The following is a 16,238-nucleotide window of genomic DNA, read 5'->3' as shown; positions in this document are numbered from 1 at the left end:
GTTCGTAGGCAACGCGTGTCCGATGTCTTTCGCATCGCCCCCAATCACGTCACGCGGGATATGCGCTACTACCTGGACCGATTCCCGGAGGCGATCGACTTCCGGCCCGAGCTGCGCGGCTACGTCCCCGGCCCCAACTTCAAGCCGCGATTTGCCTCAGATGACCCGGCGGAGTACCTGAGCCTCCTGCAGGCTCGGGCCGACAGCCAGGGTGCGGCGCTGCTGCCGCTGACGGGAGGCACGGTTCAGGTCGGGGCCCTGCCGTCACCGGCGATGGGAATTGACAGGGCGGTACTCAAGCAGCTCGTGCGCGCCATCCATCAGGGGCAAGGCCTGTCAGTGACGTACCTAGCTATGCGCGCTGAGGGTCCCAGCACACGCACCCTGTGGCCGCATGCCCTGCTCAACACCGGCTTGCGCTGGTATGTGCGGGCTTATGACAGCGAATCGTCAAGCTTCCGCAACTTCGTGATTGCTCGAATCAGCAACGCGGGGAAGTCCGAAGCCCGCTCTCCGGTCCCCTCCAGCGAGGATTCGGGCTGGCACAAGCATGTAACGGCTCACGTTGTGCTTCATCCCAAGCTCAATGCGCACCAGCAGGCGGTGGTCGCGCGGGAATTCGGCATGAAGCGGACGGGCAAACAGTGGGTGTGGTCGGTCGAGCTGCGGCAGTGCCTGGCCGGGCATTTCTTTAGGCGCTACGGCCTGGACGCCAAGCCGCCAGTTCCACCGAGTTCCCATTGGGTCGTGCTGCGCAACCGGGCGGAACTCCGACCCTACTTCCTGCCCGGCGGTAGCGAATAAGCTACCGGCGAGCTCTCGCACAGGTCGGCTAGCGAAAACGGCCGGTCAGCTAGACCCAATCGCTGCGCCGGTGTTTTGCCGTCTTTGCCGCGCAGGTGGAAGTTGTAGACCACCCGGAAGATGTCCAGTGTCTCCGCGACAACACGGGGGCTGTAGGCGTTGTACCCATGCCACGCACGGCCGCTGGAACTGGCGCTGTGGATGGGACGCTCCAGGACATTGATCTTGCGCCGAACCTGCATGAAGTAGCGATCCATCGCTCGCAAGGTTGCGCGGGCCATGCCTGCCACCAGCTGGGCGTCTGGACGCCGGCTGTCGTCCGTCAATGGCTGAACCGACCGCTGGGGCTCGCTCATGGTCGGGAAGGGGTGCCTGATCCAGACGCGGCCTGGGGGTGTCCCCTGCACCCTCGCCTCGTCGAATCGCTCCGCCAAGATGGCCCGAATCACGTCGCTGTCCGCCAACTGAGGCCACCTGCTCCGCAGGTGACCAAGCTCCGCTTCGGCTTCGGCCAGCGCCTGTTTCCGCTGGGACACCGTCATGTCCTTGTTGATGCGCACCAGATAGGCATCAAGGGTTCCTTCGCGTACGCGCTCGGAGAAGGTCAGAAGACAGAGGCGGTCCAACAAGGGGTCCAGATCCAGGCTGAACTGCACGTAGCTTGCTTGCGCCACCCACGGCTTGAGGGCCTGCAAGTGCGCCGCCATCGTGTAGTTCTCGTGCACGATGCCGCCAACGCCTGGCACCCGCAGTTCCGAGGCGCTCTTGGTTTGCGTCGACTCACCATCACTCGCTGACTCGTAAGGAAGCCAAAGCCGCGCATACTTGCGAAAGGCCGGCCGCCGCTCAGGATCCCCCGCCGCGTAGGCAAGCAGCTCCGTTGCCCGGGGATTGGCGTCAGGGTCGTAGTTGAGGTGCTGGGCTACCACATAGCCAGATAAGACCTCCGCTGTGGCAATGGCTTGCAGTGTGATGGGTTGGCGTTCCAGCGCCGTTCCCCAGTTCAAGGTGTGAGTCTGGCGATCAGTACTCAGATGCAGGCGATTCCAGCGCGGCCCAGGGGCGCCGGTCGCCTCGTAGTGCGCCGACAGGGCACGCAACTGCGCGGCCAGACGCGAGATGCGGTTATAAAGCACCTGGGGATTGACGTCCGCGACTTCGCAGATTCGTCGCATCGGTACCTTGTTGACGAGCAGGCGCAGGACGTCTTCGCTGGCCGTGGGAAGGCGCAGTCGATGGCCCCCGCGATTCGAAGCCGAACAGGTCGAGCCACACGCGCGGCAGCGCCACCGTGGCGACCCTGCCTTCGTGCGCCCGAACAATTGATATCGACTGGAGTAGCCAGGGGCAGCGACGCCTGCGTTCTCGCAGGTTGGAGTCCGACAGGCCGGCTGCTTCACCGGGATCGAGAAGCGAGACAGCTCCTCGGCGATCGCTGCATTGTTGAGCATCGTGGTGACCGAGCCGCACCGGCCACACTTCAATCCGATGTTGCCAAGCGGACCATCACCAGTTCCGTAGCGCGTGTATCCGTTAGCTTCGGCGTCGACGCGCCGCCTGGAGGCGCGAGGCGTGGGAGGAACCCCGAAGTTATCGCACCTGGGCGAACGGCAGCCGTTAACGTTGATGCCGTCGACCGCTGGCGGACACCAGTGTGTATCGCGCGATCTACCCTTCCCAGCCATTCCGGCGCCCCAAAAAAGCGCGGCGCCCGGGAAGGGCGCCGCCGAAAGGGTATTTCAACACATTAAGTGAACGCCTAGGGCTCCGGCCGGGGTTTTTTTTCGCCGCCGAACAGGGCGGCGAGGAGTTTGCCGAGGCAGAGCAGGCCGAAGTAGAGGACGCCGAAGGCGATCACGCGCTGGGGCTCGTCCATCCACAGGCCGCCGGCGTCGTCGCCCAGGCCGAAGCCGGGCTGCAGGGTTTCGGTCATGCCCAGGCGGGGAACCGGCGGCACGGCGGTGGCGAAGGCGCCGAGCACATAGGCCACGCCCGAGCCGGCCCAGGCGATCGCGCCGCGGTCGTCCTCCTCGTCGCCCGCGGGGCGGCGCGCGTATACCCAGGCCAGCTTGGCGGCCACCAGCCAGCCGAAGGCCAGCAGTGGCCACCACTCGCCGAAACTGCTGGCCAGCGCGCCGATCATCAGCAGGTAGAACAGCGACAGGCCCAGGATGGCCGCCACGCGCCTGCCGCGCGCCAGCCCGGGCGCCATCACGAAAGCGGTGAAAAAACCGGTGGCGTGGATGAGGAAGAACTCCAGCAGCATCACCAGCATCGCGGTGCGCACGCCGGCTTCGCCGAAGACGAAGGGCGAAATCCAGACCGCCATGAAGGCGGCTGCGGTCAGGCCGTCGGGCAGGGCGGCGAAGAGCGCGCGCCAGCCCGTGCGGCTCACGTGGGTTCCGCGTCCAGGCCGGCGCCGGCGGCCGAGCGGCGCAGGCGGTCGTGGATGGCCAGCCAGTCGTCGGTTTCCGGCGGGCGCTCGGCCAGCAGCAGGTTGGCGGCACGGCCGTCGAGTTCGCGCAGCGCGGCGTAAAGCTCGTGCGCGTAGCCCGCGGGCGTGGCCGGCAGGGCCAGGCCGGGCGCGCCTTCGGGCAGCTGGCCCAGCGCCAGCACCTGCACGGCCTTGCCCAGCACCTGCTGCTGCGTGGCCTCGTCGGCCAGCGCGGTGCGCGGCAGCAGCAACAGCGGCGTGCGTGGCGCGTAATGCGCGTCGAGCGTGCCCGAGGCGCGCGGGCTGTCGCCGGCAACGCCCGCCTGCACCGGTCCGATGATGGCCTCGATGCGCTCGCGGCCCAGCATGCCCGGGCGCAGGATGCGCGGGGTGGCGCCGGACAGGTCGACGATCGTGCTTTCGATGCCCACCGCGCACTCGCCGCCCTCGAGCACCACGGGCACCGCGTCGCCGAACTCGGCGCGCACGTGCGCGGCGCGGGTCGGGCTGACGTGGCCGAAGCGGTTGGCCGACGGCGCCGCCAGGCCGCCGCCGAAGGCGCGCAGCAGGGCCAGGGCCACCGGGTGGTCGGGGCAGCGCAGGCCGACGGTGTCCTGGCCGCCGGTCACTTCCGGCGGCACGCTCGGGCGCTTGCGCAGGATCAGCGTGAGCGGCCCGGGCCAGAAGGCCGCGGCCAGGGCCCGCGCCGCGGGCGGCACGTCCAGCGCCCAGTCGTCGATGGCCCCGGCGCCCGCCACGTGCACGATCAGCGGGTGGTCGGCCGGCCGGCCCTTGAGCGCGAAGATGCGCCGCACCGCCTCGGGCCGGGAGGCATCGGCCGCCAGGCCGTACACCGTTTCGGTGGGCAGGCCGATGGCCTCGCCGCGACGCAGGGCATCCAGCGCAGGTCCGAGCTCCAGGCTCATGCGGCCCTCCCGTACTCGCTGCCCAGCAGCCCGTAGATCCATGAGTCGGCGAAGGTGTCGCCCACGCGCCAGCGGTTGCGCAGCAGGCCCTCGCGACGGAAGCCGAAATGCTCGAGCAGGCGCCAGGAGGGTTCGTTGCGCGGGTCCACGTCGGCCTCCACGCGCTCGAGCGCCAGCGGGCCGAAGCCGAAGTCCAGGGCAAGGCGCACCGCTTCGCGGGCCAGGCCGCGGCCCTGGCACGCCGGCAGCAGCGAATAGCCGAGCTCGGCGCGGCGGTTGGGCGCGCTGAGCGAAAACAGGCTCACCGTGCCCAGCAGCCGGTCGTCGTCGCGGTCGGCCAGGGCCCAGCCGTAGGTGGCCGGCGGCCGCCAGCCCATGCGCTCGGCCAGCCAGGCGCGGGCCTGGGCCGGCTCGGTCCAGGGCGCGAAGCTCCAGTAGCGGCACACGGCCGGGTCGCCGTAGAGCGCGAACAGCGCGTCCGCGTCCGCCTCGCGCAGCGGCCGCAGGCGCACGGCCTGGCCTTCGAGCACGGGCAGTGGGGTCGGGGCGTCCATGCCGGCATTGTCCCACGCGCCCGGCGCGTTTGCCGCCACCGGCCCGCGCGGGGGAAAATGGCGTCTTACCCGATCCCGGAGCCCCCCATGTCCATCCTCCGCATGGCCGACCTCGACCTGGCCGGCAAGCGCGTGCTGATCCGCGAAGACCTCAACGTGCCGGTCAAGGACGGCCGCATCACCTCCGAGCAGCGCATCACCGCCGCCCTGCCGACGATGAAGCTGGCGCTGGAGAAGGGCGCGGCCGTGATGGTCACTTCGCACCTGGGCCGCCCGAAGGAGGGCACCTGGACCGCCGAGGATTCGCTGGCGCCGGTCGCCGCGCGCCTGGGCGAGCTGCTGGGCCGCGAGGTGCCGCTGGTCAAGGACTGGGTGGACGGCGTGGACGTCCGGCCGGGCCAGCTGGTGTTGCTGGAGAACTGCCGCATGAACGTCGGCGAGAAGTCAGACGACGAGGCGCTGGCGCGCAAGTACGCCGCGCTCTGCGACGTGTTCGTGATGGACGCCTTCGGCACCGCGCATCGCGCCCAGGCCTCCACCCACGGCGCCATCCGCTTCGCCAGGGTCGCCTGCGGCGGCCCGCTGCTGATGGCCGAGCTCGATGCGCTGGCCAAGGCCCTGCACGCGCCGGCGCGGCCGCTGATGGCCATCGTCGCCGGTTCCAAGGTCAGCACCAAGCTCGAGCTGCTCTCGAACCTGGTGTCGAAGGTGGACCAGCTGATCGTCGGCGGCGGCATCGCCAACACCTTCATCGCCGCCATGGGCCACCCGGTCGGCAAGTCGCTGTGCGAGGCCGACCTGCTCGACACCGCGCGCCAGATCATCGCCGACGCCCAGGCCCGCGGCGCCGACATCCCGCTGCCCACCGACGTGGTCGTCGCCCCGGCCTTTGCCGCCGATGCGCCGGCGACGGTGAAGCCGGTGTCCGAGGTCGGCGCCGACGACATGATCCTCGACATCGGCCCCGACACCGCCGCGCGCTACGCCGCGATGATCGCCAAGGCCGGCAGCGTGATCTGGAACGGCCCGGTGGGCGTGTTCGAGTTCGACGCCTTCGGCAAGGGCACCGAGACCCTGGCCCGCGCCATCGCCGCCTCGGACGCCTTCTCGATCGCCGGCGGCGGCGACACGCTGGCCGCGGTGGACAAGTACGGCGTCGAGTCGGGCATCAGCTACATCAGCACCGGCGGCGGCGCCTTCCTCGAGTTCTGCGAGGGCAAGGAACTGCCGGCGGTCGCGGCGCTCAAGGCGCGCGCGGCCTGAGGTGGCGACCCTGCTGTTCGACCTCGACGGCACCCTGATCGACTCGGCCGTCGGCATCACCCGCTGCGTCGCCCACGCCTTCGAGCGCCTGGGCGAACCAGTGCCGCCGCCCGAGGCGCTGCGCCGCTGGATCGGACCGCCGCTGCGCGACAGCTTCGGCCCGCTGCTCGGCGACGCCGCGCGCACCGAGCGCGCGGTGGAGTTCTACCGCGAGCGCTTCGAGACCCACGGCTGGCTCGAGCACGAGGTCTACGAGGGCATCGGCGACACGCTCGCCGGACTCGCCGCCGCCGGCCACCGGCTGGCGGTGGTGACGGCCAAGAACGAGCCGCACGCGCGCCGCATCATCGGGCACCTGCCCTTCGGCCACCTGTTCGAGGACGTCACCGGCGCCACGCCCTGCGGCCGACTGAGCCACAAGCCCGAGCTTATCGGCGAAGCGCTGGGCCGCCTGGGCCTGTCGCCCGAGGGCTGCTGGATGATCGGCGACCGGCACATGGACATCGACGGCGCGCGCCACCACGGCATGCCGTCGGTGGGCGTGCTCTGGGGCTTCGGCGGCGAGGTGGAGCTGCGCGCCGCCGGCGCCACCCGCCTGGCCGCTACGCCGCGGGAGTTGGCCGCGCTTTTCGGCTGATTCGCCGCCACGGCGGTGTGCTAGCGTGTGGGCATCACGACCACATGCCATGCCATGAGCCAGACGCTGCGCCGCACCAAGATCCTCGCCACCCTCGGCCCCGCCACCGACGCCCCGGGCGTGCTCGACGAGCTCGTGCGCGCCGGCGTGAACGTGGTGCGCCTGAACTTCAGCCACGGCAGCCCCGAGCACCACGCCGCGCGCGTGGCGGCGGTGCGCGCCGCGGCGGCGAAGCTGGGCCGCGAGGTCGGCATCCTGGCCGACCTGCAGGGCCCGAAGATCCGCATCGAGAAGTTCGAGGAAGGCAAGGTGGTGCTCTCCGCCGGCCAGGAGTTCACCCTGGTCTGCCGCGCCGACGCCCCCGACGGTGACGCCCGCCAGGTCGGCGTGAGCTACCTGGGCCTGGTCAACGACGTGCACCCGGGCGATACCCTGCTGCTCGACGACGGCCTGATGGCGGTCGAGGTGCTGGCCATCGAGGGCCCGAACATCCGCACGCGCGTGCTCACCGACGGCGTGCTGTCGAACCGCAAGGGCCTCAACCGCCTCGGCGGCGGGCTGTCGCTGGGCGCGCTGACCGACCAGGACAAGGCGCACATCCGCATCGCCGCGGAGCTGGGCGTGGACTTCATCGCGGTGTCGTTCTGCCGCTCGGCGGCCGACATGGACGAGGCGCGCGCGCTGGCCCGCGCCGCCGGCTCGGACGCCTTCATGGTGGCCAAGATCGAGCGCGCCGAGGCCATCGAGAACCTGGTCGAGATCACCCAGGCCTCGGACGTGGTGATGGTGGCGCGCGGCGACCTGGGCGTGGAGATCGGCGACGCCGAGCTGCCGGGCCTGCAAAAGAAGATCATCCGCACGGCGCTCGAGCTCAACCGCACGGTCATCACCGCGACGCAGATGCTGCAGTCGATGGTCGACAACCCGATCCCGACCCGCGCCGAGGTGCTGGACGTGGCCAACTCGGTCATCGATGGCACCGACGCGGTGATGCTCTCGGCCGAAACGGCCTCGGGCAGCTACCCGGTGAAGGCGGTGGAGGCGATGGTGCGCATCTGCCTGGGCGCCGAGCGGCAGTTCGACCACGACACCGACTTCGAGAAGGCGCCGCGCAACCTGCAGCGCGCCGACCAGGCCATCGCGATGGCCAGCATGTTCCTCACCGAGCACATCCAGGTGCGCGCGATCATCGCGCTCACCGAGTCGGGCGGCACGGCCCGCTACCTGTCGCGCTTCCGCTCCTCGGTGCCGATCTACGGCCTTTCGCGCCACGACGGCGCGCGCCGCCGCATGGCCCTGGTGCGCGACGTGTTCCCGATCAACTACGACAGCGCCGGCAAGGCCACCCGCGAGGCCGCCCGCGGCGCCATCCGCCACCTGTTCGAGCTCGGCCTGCTTGCCGAGGGCGACCGCGTCATCATCACCAGCGGCGACCACATGGAACTGCATGGCGCCACCAACACCCTGCGCCTGCTCCAGGTCGGCCCCGCCGGCGCCGCCGAAGGCCTCGGCGAACTCTGACCCCGCCCCCCCCCCTGTAGGAGCGCCTTCAGGCGCGAATCTTTTGCTCCTTGGCTCTTTCGCGCCGGGCTCGTTCCCGGCGAGGGTCCGCCGTACGCGCAGTCCTTTGCCGGGGACGCCGTGAACCCATCCATGGGGGCTCTTCGAAAACGTCCATGTTTTCGAAGCCCCGGCAAAGGACTGCGCGCACGACGGACCGCGGAGGACATGGGCCGGAGGATCGCTTTCAGAGCAAGCATCCCGGCCCGGATGGTGAGCCGGGGCGTCGCATGAGAAGTCCCCAGGCCGGACCGTCGAAAACATGGATGTTTTCGAAGAGCCCCCATGGATGGGTTCACGGCGTGTCCGGACTGGGGACTTCTCTTGCGGCGGCCCGCTGCCGGGAACGATCCCGGCGCAAAGATGGAAAGGCAAAAGACTCGCGCCTGAAGGCACTCCTGCAGGGGGTGGGTGGTGGCCGGAGGGGGCGAATTCGTCAGCGGGGTAGGGCGCCGGGATGGGCTATAATGCGGGGTTTCCAGCCACCACCCCCGGGGATCCCGCCATGAGTATCGACCAGCTCGCCGAAACCGCCCAGGCCATGGTGGCCGCGGGCAAGGGCATCATCGCCATCGATGAGTCCACAGCCACCATCAAGAAGCGTTTCGACGGCGTCGGCATCGAGTGCACGGAAGACAACCGCCGCGCCTACCGCGAAATGCTGCTGACCACCCCGAAGCTCGGCGACTACATCTCCGGCGCCATCCTGTACGACGAGACCCTGCGCCAGTCCACCAAGGCCGGCGTGCCCTTCACCAAGGTCATGATGGACGCCGGCATCCTGCCGGGCATCAAGGTCGACCTCGGCGCCAAGCCGCTGGCCGGCTTCCCGGGCGAGCTGGTCACCGAGGGCCTCGACGGCCTGCGCGACCGCCTGAAGGAATACGCCAGGCTCGGTGCCCGCTTCGCCAAGTGGCGCGCCGTCATCACCATCGGCGAGGACATGCCCTCGGGCACCTGCATCGAAGCCAACTGCCACGCGCTGGCCCGCTATGCCGCGCTGTGCCAGGAAGTGGGCATCGTGCCGATGGTCGAGCCCGAGGTGCTGATGGATGGCAGCCACGACATCGACACCTGCTACGACATCACCGAAGTCACCCTGCGCTCGCTGTTCGGCTCGCTGTACGAGCACAACGTCATGCTCGAGGGCACCATCCTCAAGGCCAGCATGGTCGTCTCCGGCAAGGATTGCCCGGAGCAGGCCTCGGTCGAGGAAGTAGCCGAGATGACCCTGCGCTGCCTGAAGGCCTCGGTGCCGGCCACGCTGCCGGGCATTGTGTTCCTCTCGGGTGGCCAGAGCGACGAGGACGCCACCGCGCACCTCAACGCCATGAACCAGATGGGCCCGAAGCCGTGGCCGCTGAGCTTCAGCTATGGCCGCGCCATGCAGTCGGCGGCGCTGAAGCTGTGGGCCAAGGACATGGCCGGCAACTTTGCCGCGGCGCAGCAGACCGTTTACGCCCGCGCCAAGGACAACGGCCTGGCCGCGCTGGGCCGCTGGAAGGGCTGAGCCCCGCGCAGGCCGCGCGCCTGCAACCCAGCGTTGCAAGTAAACGCCGGCCCCGCGCCGGCGTTTATCTTTTGGGGACTTCGTCGCGCCGCCTGCACACGCCGGCCGGGCGCGTCCCCTTAGAATCGACACATTCCTGAAGGACACGACCCCACGATGAGCGCCTGCCAGCGATCTCTTCTCCGATGCTTCCTGCCCACCGTCCTGCTCGCCCTCGCGGCCTGCAGCAGCGAGCAGGGTGGCGGCCAGGGGCCGGCCCCGGCCACCGTCACCGCGCACGAGGTGCAGTCCAAGCCCTGGCGCGATTCGATCCAGGCACTGGGCACCGCGCGCGCGAACGAGTCGGTGATGGTCACCGCCAAGGTCACCGAGACCGTGGTGCGGGTGAACTTCGAGGACGGCGACCTCGTCGAGGCAGGCGACGTGCTGGTGGACCTGTCGGGCCGGGTCGAGGTGGCCGGGCTTGAAGAGGCCGCCGCCGCGTACCGCGAAGCCGACCAGCAGTACCAGCGACAGCGCCAGCTGGCCGCGCAGAAGCTCATCCCGGCCGGGCAGCTCGACGCCCAGCGCGCCGCGATGGAGTCGGCGCGCGCCCGCCTCGACGCCACCCGTGCCCGCCTGGCCGACCGCGTCATCACCGCGCCCTTCGCCGGCGTGCTGGGTTTCCGGCAGGTGAGCCCGGGCACGCTGGTCACGCCCGGCACCACCATCGCCAGCCTCGACGACGTTTCGGTGATCAAGCTCGACTTCCAGGTGCCCGAGACCTTCCTCTCGGTGCTCGCCTCCGGCCAGTCGATCAGCGCCGGCAGCGCGGCCTATCCGGGCCGCCGCTTCGATGGCGAGGTGACCACCGTCGACTCGCGCGTCGATCCGGTGACGCGCGCGGTGACGGTGCGCGCCGTGCTGCCCAACCCCGATCGCGAACTGCGCCCGGGCATGCTGCTCACGGTCGAACTGTTCCAGCCGGAACGGCAGGCCCTGGTGGTGCCGGAGATATCGATCATCCAGGTGGCGCGCGAGGCCCGCGTGTTCCGCCTGCGCGAGGACGACACGGTCGAGCAGGTCGCGGTCACGCTCGGCCAGCGCCGGCGCGGCGAAGTCGAGGTGCTCGAAGGCCTGTCGGCCGGCGACCGCGTCGTGGTCGACGGCGTCGGCAAGATGCGCAACGGCCTGCGCGTGAGCGTGGTCGAGCCGGCCGCCGCCGGCGGCGCGGGCTGACCCGGGAGGCCTGGCCATGGTCCTTTCCGACATCTCGATCAAGCGCCCGGTCTTCGCGACCGTCATGAGCCTGCTGCTGGTGGTGCTGGGCATGATCGCCTTCACCCGCCTGACCCTGCGCGAGCTCCCGGACATCGACCCGCCGGTGGTGTCGGTGGAAGTGGCCTACCCGGGCGCCTCGGCGGCGGTGGTGGAGACCCGCATCACCCAGATCCTCGAGGACGCCGTGGCCGGCATCGAGGGCATCGAGACCATCGAGTCGCGCAGCCGCAATGGCCAGGCCAGCGTGACCATCGAGTTCTCGCTCTCGCGCGACATCGAGGCCGCCGCCAACGACGTGCGCGACGCCATCAGCCGCGTCGGCGACCGCATGCCGCCCGAGGCCGACCCGCCGGAGATCGAGAAGGTCGAGGCCGACGCCGACGTCATCCTGTGGCTGAACATGAACTCCGAGCGGCTCGAGACGCTCGAGCTCAGCGACTACGCCGAGCGCTACGTGGTCGACCGCCTTTCGAGCATCGACGGCGTGGCCCAGGTCCGCGTCGGCGGCCGGCAGCGCTACTCGATGCGCATCTGGCTCGACCGCCAGGCCCTGGCTGCCCGCGGGCTCACCGTCAACGACGTCGAGAACGCGCTGCGCCGCGAGAACGTCGAGCTGCCGGCCGGCAGCATCGAATCGCAGGACCGCGACTTCACCCTGCGCGTGATGCGCGGCTACGAGCAGCCGGAGGACTTCGCCCAGCTCACCCTGGCCAAGGGCGACGACGGCTATCTTGTCCGCCTGGGCGACGTGGCCCGGGTCGAGCGCGCCTCGTCCGAGCGCCGCGCCTATTTCCGCGGCAACGGCCAGCCCAACATCGGCCTGGGCATCATCAAGACCTCCACCGCCAACTCGCTGCAGGTGGCGCGCGACGTCAAGGCGGCGCTGCCGTCGATCCAGGAGACGCTGCCCGAAGGCACGCGCATCTTCGTGGCCTTCGACAGCACCATCTTCATCGATGCCGCCGTCGAACGCGTGTACTGGACCCTGTTCGAGGCCATCATCCTCGTGCTGGTGGTGATCTACCTGTTCCTGGGCAGCGTGCGCGCCGCGATCATCCCGGCGGTGACGGTGCCGGTGTGCCTGGTGGCTGCCTTCATCGCCCTGTGGGCCTTCGGTTTCTCGATCAACCTGCTCACGCTCCTGGCGCTGGTGCTGTGCATCGGCCTGGTGGTGGACGACGCCATCGTGGTGCTCGAGAACGTGCAGCGCCGCGCCGACCTCGGCGAGCCACCGCTGGTGGCGGCGCGCCGCGGCACCCAGCAGGTGGCCTTCGCGGTCATCGCCACCACGGCGGTGCTGGCGGCGGTGTTCCTGCCGGTGGGCTTCATGGAAGGCAATACCGGCCGGCTGTTCCGCGAGCTGTCGGTGGCCATGGCCGGCGCGGTGATCATCTCGGCCTTCGTCGCGCTCACGCTCACGCCGATGATGTGCTCGCTGCTGGTGCGTCCGCACCAGGAGCCCAAGGGACTCAACCGCTGGATCCAGGGCCATCTCGACACGCTCAGCGCGCGCTACCGCGGCGCCGTCGAGCGTACCGTGGGGCGCCCGCTGGTGTTCGGCCTGGCGCTGCTGGGCACGCTGGGCCTGTCGGCCTTCCTCATCCAGGTGATCCCGGCCGAACTGGCGCCGCCGGAGGACCGCGGCGCCTTCTTCGTGGGCGTGTCGGCGCCCGAGGGCGCCGGCTATGACTACACCGTGCAGCAGATGCAGGGCGTCGAGCAGGTGCTGTTCCGTTACACCGGCGAAGGCCAGCCGATCGACCGCGTGAACACCGCGGTGCCGGGCGGCTTCGGCCCCGGCGGCGACATGCACACCGGCCGCGCAATCGTGCTGCTCAAGCCCTGGAACGAGCGCGACATCGACACCGCCGGGCTGGTGGAGAAGGTGCGCGCCGAGCTCAACGCGCTGCCGGGCGTGGTCTCGCGCCCGCAGGCGCGCAGCGGCCTGGTGCGCGCCGGCGGCCAGCCGCTGCAGGTGGTGCTGGGCGGCCCGGACTACGTGGAGCTGGCCGAGTGGCGCGACCGCATGCTCGCCCGCATGGAGCAGAACCCGGGCCTGTTCGGCGCCGACTCGGACTACAAGGAAACCCGGCCGCAGCTGCGCGTGGAGATCAACCGCGCCCGCGCCGCCGACCTGGGCGTGCCCGTGGCCGAGATCGGCCGCACGCTCGAGACCATGATGGGCTCGCGCCGCGTCACCACCTACGTCGAGGACGGCGAGGAGTACGACGTCATCCTGCAGGCCCGGCTCGAGGACCGCGGCTCGCCGGCCGACCTCGACAACCTCTACGTGCGTTCGACCACCAGCGGCGAGCTGGTGCCGCTGTCGAACCTGGTGACGCTGCAGGAGCTGGCCGAGCCGGGCCAGTTCAACCGCTTCAACCGCCTGCGCGCGATCACGCTCAGCGCCGGCCTGGCGCCGGGCTACACGCTGGGCGAGGCGCTCGAGTGGGTGCGCCAGACGGCCGACGAAGAGCTGCCCGAGCGCGCCCAGCTCGACTACAAGGGCGAGTCGCGCGAGTACCAGAGCGCGGGCCTGGCGGTGCTGTTCACCTTCGCCATGGCGCTGCTGGTCGTGTACCTGGTGCTGGCCGCGCAGTTCGAGAGCTTCCTGCATCCGATCGTGATCATGCTCACCGTGCCGCTGGCGGTGCTGGGCGCGCTGATCGGCCTGTGGCTGTTCGGCAGCTCGCTCAACCTCTTCAGCCAGATCGGCATCGTGATGCTGGTGGGCCTGGCGGCCAAGAACGGCATCCTGATCGTCGAGTTCGCCAACCAGCTGCGCGACGAGGGACGGGCCGTGCGCGACGCCATCGTCGAGGCCGCCGCGGTGCGCATGCGGCCGATCCTGATGACCTCCATCGCCACCATGATGGGCGCCGTGCCCCTGGTGGTGGCGGGCGGCCCGGGCTCGGCCAGCCGCAGCACCATCGGCATCGTGATCATCGCCGGCGTGGCCTTCTCGACCCTGCTGTCGCTGTTCGTGGTGCCGGCCTTCTACGCCCTGCTGGCGCCGTACACGCGCTCGCCGGAGGCGGTGGCGCGCAAGCTCGAGCGGCTCGAGGCCGAGGTGCCGCCCGTCGGGGGGCATGGGTAGCGGTAGACTGTCGGCATGACCGATGCCCGCCCTCCCGGCGGCCCCTACCGCGGGCCGCCGTCCCAGCCGCGAGACAAGCGCCAGCGCCAGCGTGACCGCGGGCAGGTGCAGGCCGACGCGCCGCGTCGCCCGCCGCCGCGCCCCGAGGCCGAGGCCACGCCCGCCGTGGATCGCGGACCACGCGAGCAGCGCCTGTACGGCCTCAACGCCTGCCTGGCCATGTTCCGCCACCGGCCGGGCGACCTGCGCAAGGTGTGGCTGCTTGAGTCGCGCATCCCGCGGTTGAAGGACGTGCTGGCCCACTGCGTGAAGCACCGCCTTGGCTACACCATCGTCGGCGATGCGGACCTGCAGAAACTCGCCGGCAGCCAGCACCACGAGGGCGTGGTGTTCGGCGCCATGCCGGCGCCCGAGTCGTCGCTCTCGGCCTGGCTGCGCGAACTGCCGCCGGGCCCGGCGCTGGCGCTGTGGCTCGACGGCGTGGGCAATCCGCACAACCTCGGCGCCATCCTGCGCTCGGCCGCGCATTTCGGCGTGGCCGGTCTGATGCTGCCCAAGGATTCCGGCCTGGCCCTGTCCGGCGCCGCCGCGCGCGTGGCCGAGGGTGGCGCCGAGGCGGTGCCGCTGGTGCGCCTGGGCCGCGCCGACAACAGCCTGGCCCAGCTGCGTTCGGCCGGCTTCGGCGTGGCCGCCACCGTGGTGCGGGGCGGCCAGCCGCTGTTCGGCACGGCCCTGCCCGAGCGCCTGCTGCTGGTGATGGGCGCCGAACAGTCGGGCGTCGACCCGCTGCTGGCCGATGCCGCGGCGCTGCGTCTGGAAATTCCCGGCACGGGCGCGGTCGAAAGCCTGAACGTGGCCTCGGCCAGCACGGTCTTCCTGGCCGAGTGGTGGCGCCAGCGCCGCGCGTGAACCGGCAATTCAGGGCTTTGGCGGCATAATCGGCCGCATGGCATTGAACCTGACCCCGCGGTTTTCCATCACCCTGGCGCTGGCCCTGCTGCTCGCGCCGGCCCTGGCCCTCGCCGAGCGCACCGAATACGACGTCGACTATCTGGTGCGCTTCCAGCCCGAGCAGGGCCAGGCCGCCGTCAGCATCCGGCTCACGCCCGGCACCGGCGAAGTGCGCCGGATGCGCCTGGCGATGCCGGAGGATCGTTATGGCTCCGTTTCCGGCGACGGCGAAGTGTCGCGCAAGGGCGACATCGTCACCTGGGTCCCGCCGCGCGGCGAGCCGGCGCGCCTTCGCTTCACCTACCGCATCGACAAGCAGCGGCGCGGCGGCGGCTACGACGCGCGCATCACCGACGACTGGGTGATCGTTCGCGGCGACCACCTCATCCCGCCCGCTACGGTGGCGGCCACGCCGGGTGCGGATTCACGCGCGCGCCTGCGCTTCCAGCTGCCCAAGGGCTGGACCAACGTGGATACGCCGTTCAAGCGCAGCCGCGACGGCAAGTCCTTCGTCATCGCCAATGCCGAGCGCCGTTTCGACCGGCCGACCGGCTGGATCATCGCCGGCCAGGTGGGGACGCGCCGCGAGCAGTTCGAACGAATCGAAATCAGCGTGGCCGGGCCCAAGGGCGACGTGGTTCGCCGCAACGACATGCTGGCCTTCTTCAACGGCCTGGTGCCGGAGTTCGAGCGGGCCTGGGGCAAGCTGCCGCCGAAGCTGCTGATCGTCAGCGCCGGCGACCCGATGTGGCGCGGTGGCCTGTCGGGTCCGCGCTCGATGTTCCTGCACGCCGACCGGCCGCTGATCAGCGAAAACGGCACCAGCACCCTGGTGCACGAGATGTTCCACGTCTTCACCCGCATCCGCGGCGCCGATGGCGACGACTGGATCGCCGAGGGCCTGGCCGAGTTCTATTCGATCGAGCTGATGCGCCGGGCCGGCCTGCTGTCCGACTCCCGCGCCGACCGGGCCCAGGCGTGGATGGCGCGCCACGGCCGCGGGGTGAAGACGCTCGACACCAACCGCTCCAGCGGCCCGCGCACCGCCCGCGCCGTGCAGCTGCTGCGCGAGCTCGACGCCGAGATCCGCGAGGGCACCGACGGCAAGCACTCGCTCGACGACGTGGTGAAGGCCCTGATCAAGATCCGCGAGGTCTCGCGCGAGGACCTGCGCAAGCAGGCCGAAAAACTCCTCGGCCGCCCCTCCCGGGTCCTGCAAACGCCGCTGCTGAACTGAGCCAA

13 protein-coding genes are annotated in these 16,238 nt (G+C 70.5%); 9 read left to right on the top strand and 4 right to left on the bottom strand.

Going from position 1 to position 16,238, the window contains the following annotated elements; all coding sequences use genetic code 11:
* Positions 1 to 60 precede the first annotated feature (60 nt).
* Positions 61 to 804, top strand: coding sequence for a WYL domain-containing protein (locus tag ABS41_RS02345; protein WP_290589967.1), 744 nt, complete (start codon positions 61 to 63; stop codon positions 802 to 804).
* On the opposite strand, the gene ABS41_RS02340 is transcribed toward ABS41_RS02345, so the two are convergent.
* From ABS41_RS02340 to ABS41_RS02325, 4 genes are all read right to left on the bottom strand, one after another.
* Entirely contained in the window at positions 777 to 2,255 is a 1,479-nt protein-coding gene (locus tag ABS41_RS02340; protein ID WP_290589964.1) for a hypothetical protein, read from the bottom strand. The genes ABS41_RS02345 and ABS41_RS02340 overlap by 28 nt on opposite strands.
* 308 nt (positions 2,256 to 2,563) lie before the next feature.
* On the bottom strand, positions 2,564 to 3,199 hold the full coding sequence (locus tag ABS41_RS02335) for a hypothetical protein (RefSeq protein ID WP_290589959.1): 636 nt from the start codon (positions 3,197 to 3,199) through the stop codon (positions 2,564 to 2,566).
* Positions 3,196 to 4,164: an L-threonylcarbamoyladenylate synthase gene (locus ABS41_RS02330; RefSeq protein WP_290589956.1), complete on the bottom strand. Its 969-nt coding sequence runs from the start codon at positions 4,162 to 4,164 to the stop codon at positions 3,196 to 3,198. Before ABS41_RS02330 ends, ABS41_RS02335 begins: the two co-directional genes overlap by 4 nt.
* A complete protein-coding gene (locus ABS41_RS02325) occupies positions 4,161 to 4,718 on the bottom strand; it encodes a GNAT family N-acetyltransferase (protein WP_290589953.1) in 558 nt (185 codons plus the stop codon). The genes ABS41_RS02330 and ABS41_RS02325 overlap by 4 nt, the downstream gene beginning before the upstream one ends.
* An 87-nt stretch (positions 4,719 to 4,805) precedes the next feature.
* On the opposite strand from ABS41_RS02325, the gene ABS41_RS02320 reads away from it, so the two are divergent.
* The 8 genes from ABS41_RS02320 to ABS41_RS02285 all read left to right on the top strand — a co-directional run bounded on the left by ABS41_RS02320 (position 4,806) and on the right by ABS41_RS02285 (position 16,233).
* Positions 4,806 to 5,981 carry a phosphoglycerate kinase gene (locus ABS41_RS02320; protein ID WP_290589949.1) on the top strand — a complete coding sequence of 392 codons (1,176 nt, stop codon included), beginning with the start codon at positions 4,806 to 4,808 and terminating at the stop codon, positions 5,979 to 5,981.
* 1 nt (position 5,982) lies between these two features.
* A complete protein-coding gene (locus ABS41_RS02315) occupies positions 5,983 to 6,618 on the top strand; it encodes an HAD hydrolase-like protein (RefSeq protein WP_290589946.1) in 636 nt (211 codons plus the stop codon).
* Positions 6,619 to 6,672: 54 nt separating this feature from the next.
* Positions 6,673 to 8,139: a pyruvate kinase gene (gene pyk / locus ABS41_RS02310; RefSeq protein ID WP_290589943.1), complete on the top strand. Its 1,467-nt coding sequence runs from the start codon at positions 6,673 to 6,675 to the stop codon at positions 8,137 to 8,139.
* A gap of 544 nt (positions 8,140 to 8,683) precedes the next feature.
* Positions 8,684 to 9,688, top strand: a complete 1,005-nt coding sequence (locus tag ABS41_RS02305; RefSeq protein ID WP_290589940.1) for a class I fructose-bisphosphate aldolase — start codon at positions 8,684 to 8,686, stop codon at positions 9,686 to 9,688.
* A 156-nt stretch (positions 9,689 to 9,844) separates the two neighbouring features.
* Positions 9,845 to 10,906, top strand: coding sequence for an efflux RND transporter periplasmic adaptor subunit (locus ABS41_RS02300; protein ID WP_290589937.1), 1,062 nt, complete (start codon positions 9,845 to 9,847; stop codon positions 10,904 to 10,906).
* Positions 10,907 to 10,922: 16 nt separating this feature from the next.
* Positions 10,923 to 14,045, top strand: a complete 3,123-nt coding sequence (locus ABS41_RS02295; RefSeq protein ID WP_290589934.1) for an efflux RND transporter permease subunit — start codon at positions 10,923 to 10,925, stop codon at positions 14,043 to 14,045.
* 15 nt (positions 14,046 to 14,060) lie between these two features.
* Positions 14,061 to 14,954: a TrmH family RNA methyltransferase gene (locus ABS41_RS02290; RefSeq protein WP_290589931.1), complete on the top strand. Its 894-nt coding sequence runs from the start codon at positions 14,061 to 14,063 to the stop codon at positions 14,952 to 14,954.
* A 37-nt stretch (positions 14,955 to 14,991) separates the two neighbouring features.
* Positions 14,992 to 16,233, top strand: a complete 1,242-nt coding sequence (locus ABS41_RS02285; protein WP_290589928.1) for a hypothetical protein — start codon at positions 14,992 to 14,994, stop codon at positions 16,231 to 16,233.
* Positions 16,234 to 16,238: the final 5 nt, after the last annotated feature.

This window comes from Arenimonas sp. SCN 70-307 (assembly GCF_001724815.1).
GTDB lineage: Bacteria > Pseudomonadota > Gammaproteobacteria > Xanthomonadales > Xanthomonadaceae > Arenimonas.
Note: the sequence above shows the minus strand (reverse complement) of the source record. Positions and strands in the feature narration are given on the sequence as shown.

Coding starts and splice junctions, on each gene's coding strand:
- ABS41_RS02345 (WP_290589967.1), top strand. CDS start 61: ATGCGCTACTACCTGGACCGATTCCCGGAGGCGATCGACTTCCGGCCC.
- ABS41_RS02340 (WP_290589964.1), bottom strand. CDS start 2,255: ATGCTCAACAATGCAGCGATCGCCGAGGAGCTGTCTCGCTTCTCGATC.
- ABS41_RS02330 (WP_290589956.1), bottom strand. CDS start 4,164: ATGAGCCTGGAGCTCGGACCTGCGCTGGATGCCCTGCGTCGCGGCGAG.
- ABS41_RS02325 (WP_290589953.1), bottom strand. CDS start 4,718: ATGGACGCCCCGACCCCACTGCCCGTGCTCGAAGGCCAGGCCGTGCGC.
- ABS41_RS02320 (WP_290589949.1), top strand. CDS start 4,806: ATGTCCATCCTCCGCATGGCCGACCTCGACCTGGCCGGCAAGCGCGTG.
- pyk (WP_290589943.1), top strand. CDS start 6,673: ATGAGCCAGACGCTGCGCCGCACCAAGATCCTCGCCACCCTCGGCCCC.
- ABS41_RS02305 (WP_290589940.1), top strand. CDS start 8,684: ATGAGTATCGACCAGCTCGCCGAAACCGCCCAGGCCATGGTGGCCGCG.
- ABS41_RS02300 (WP_290589937.1), top strand. CDS start 9,845: ATGAGCGCCTGCCAGCGATCTCTTCTCCGATGCTTCCTGCCCACCGTC.
- ABS41_RS02295 (WP_290589934.1), top strand. CDS start 10,923: ATGGTCCTTTCCGACATCTCGATCAAGCGCCCGGTCTTCGCGACCGTC.
- ABS41_RS02290 (WP_290589931.1), top strand. CDS start 14,061: ATGACCGATGCCCGCCCTCCCGGCGGCCCCTACCGCGGGCCGCCGTCC.
- ABS41_RS02285 (WP_290589928.1), top strand. CDS start 14,992: ATGGCATTGAACCTGACCCCGCGGTTTTCCATCACCCTGGCGCTGGCC.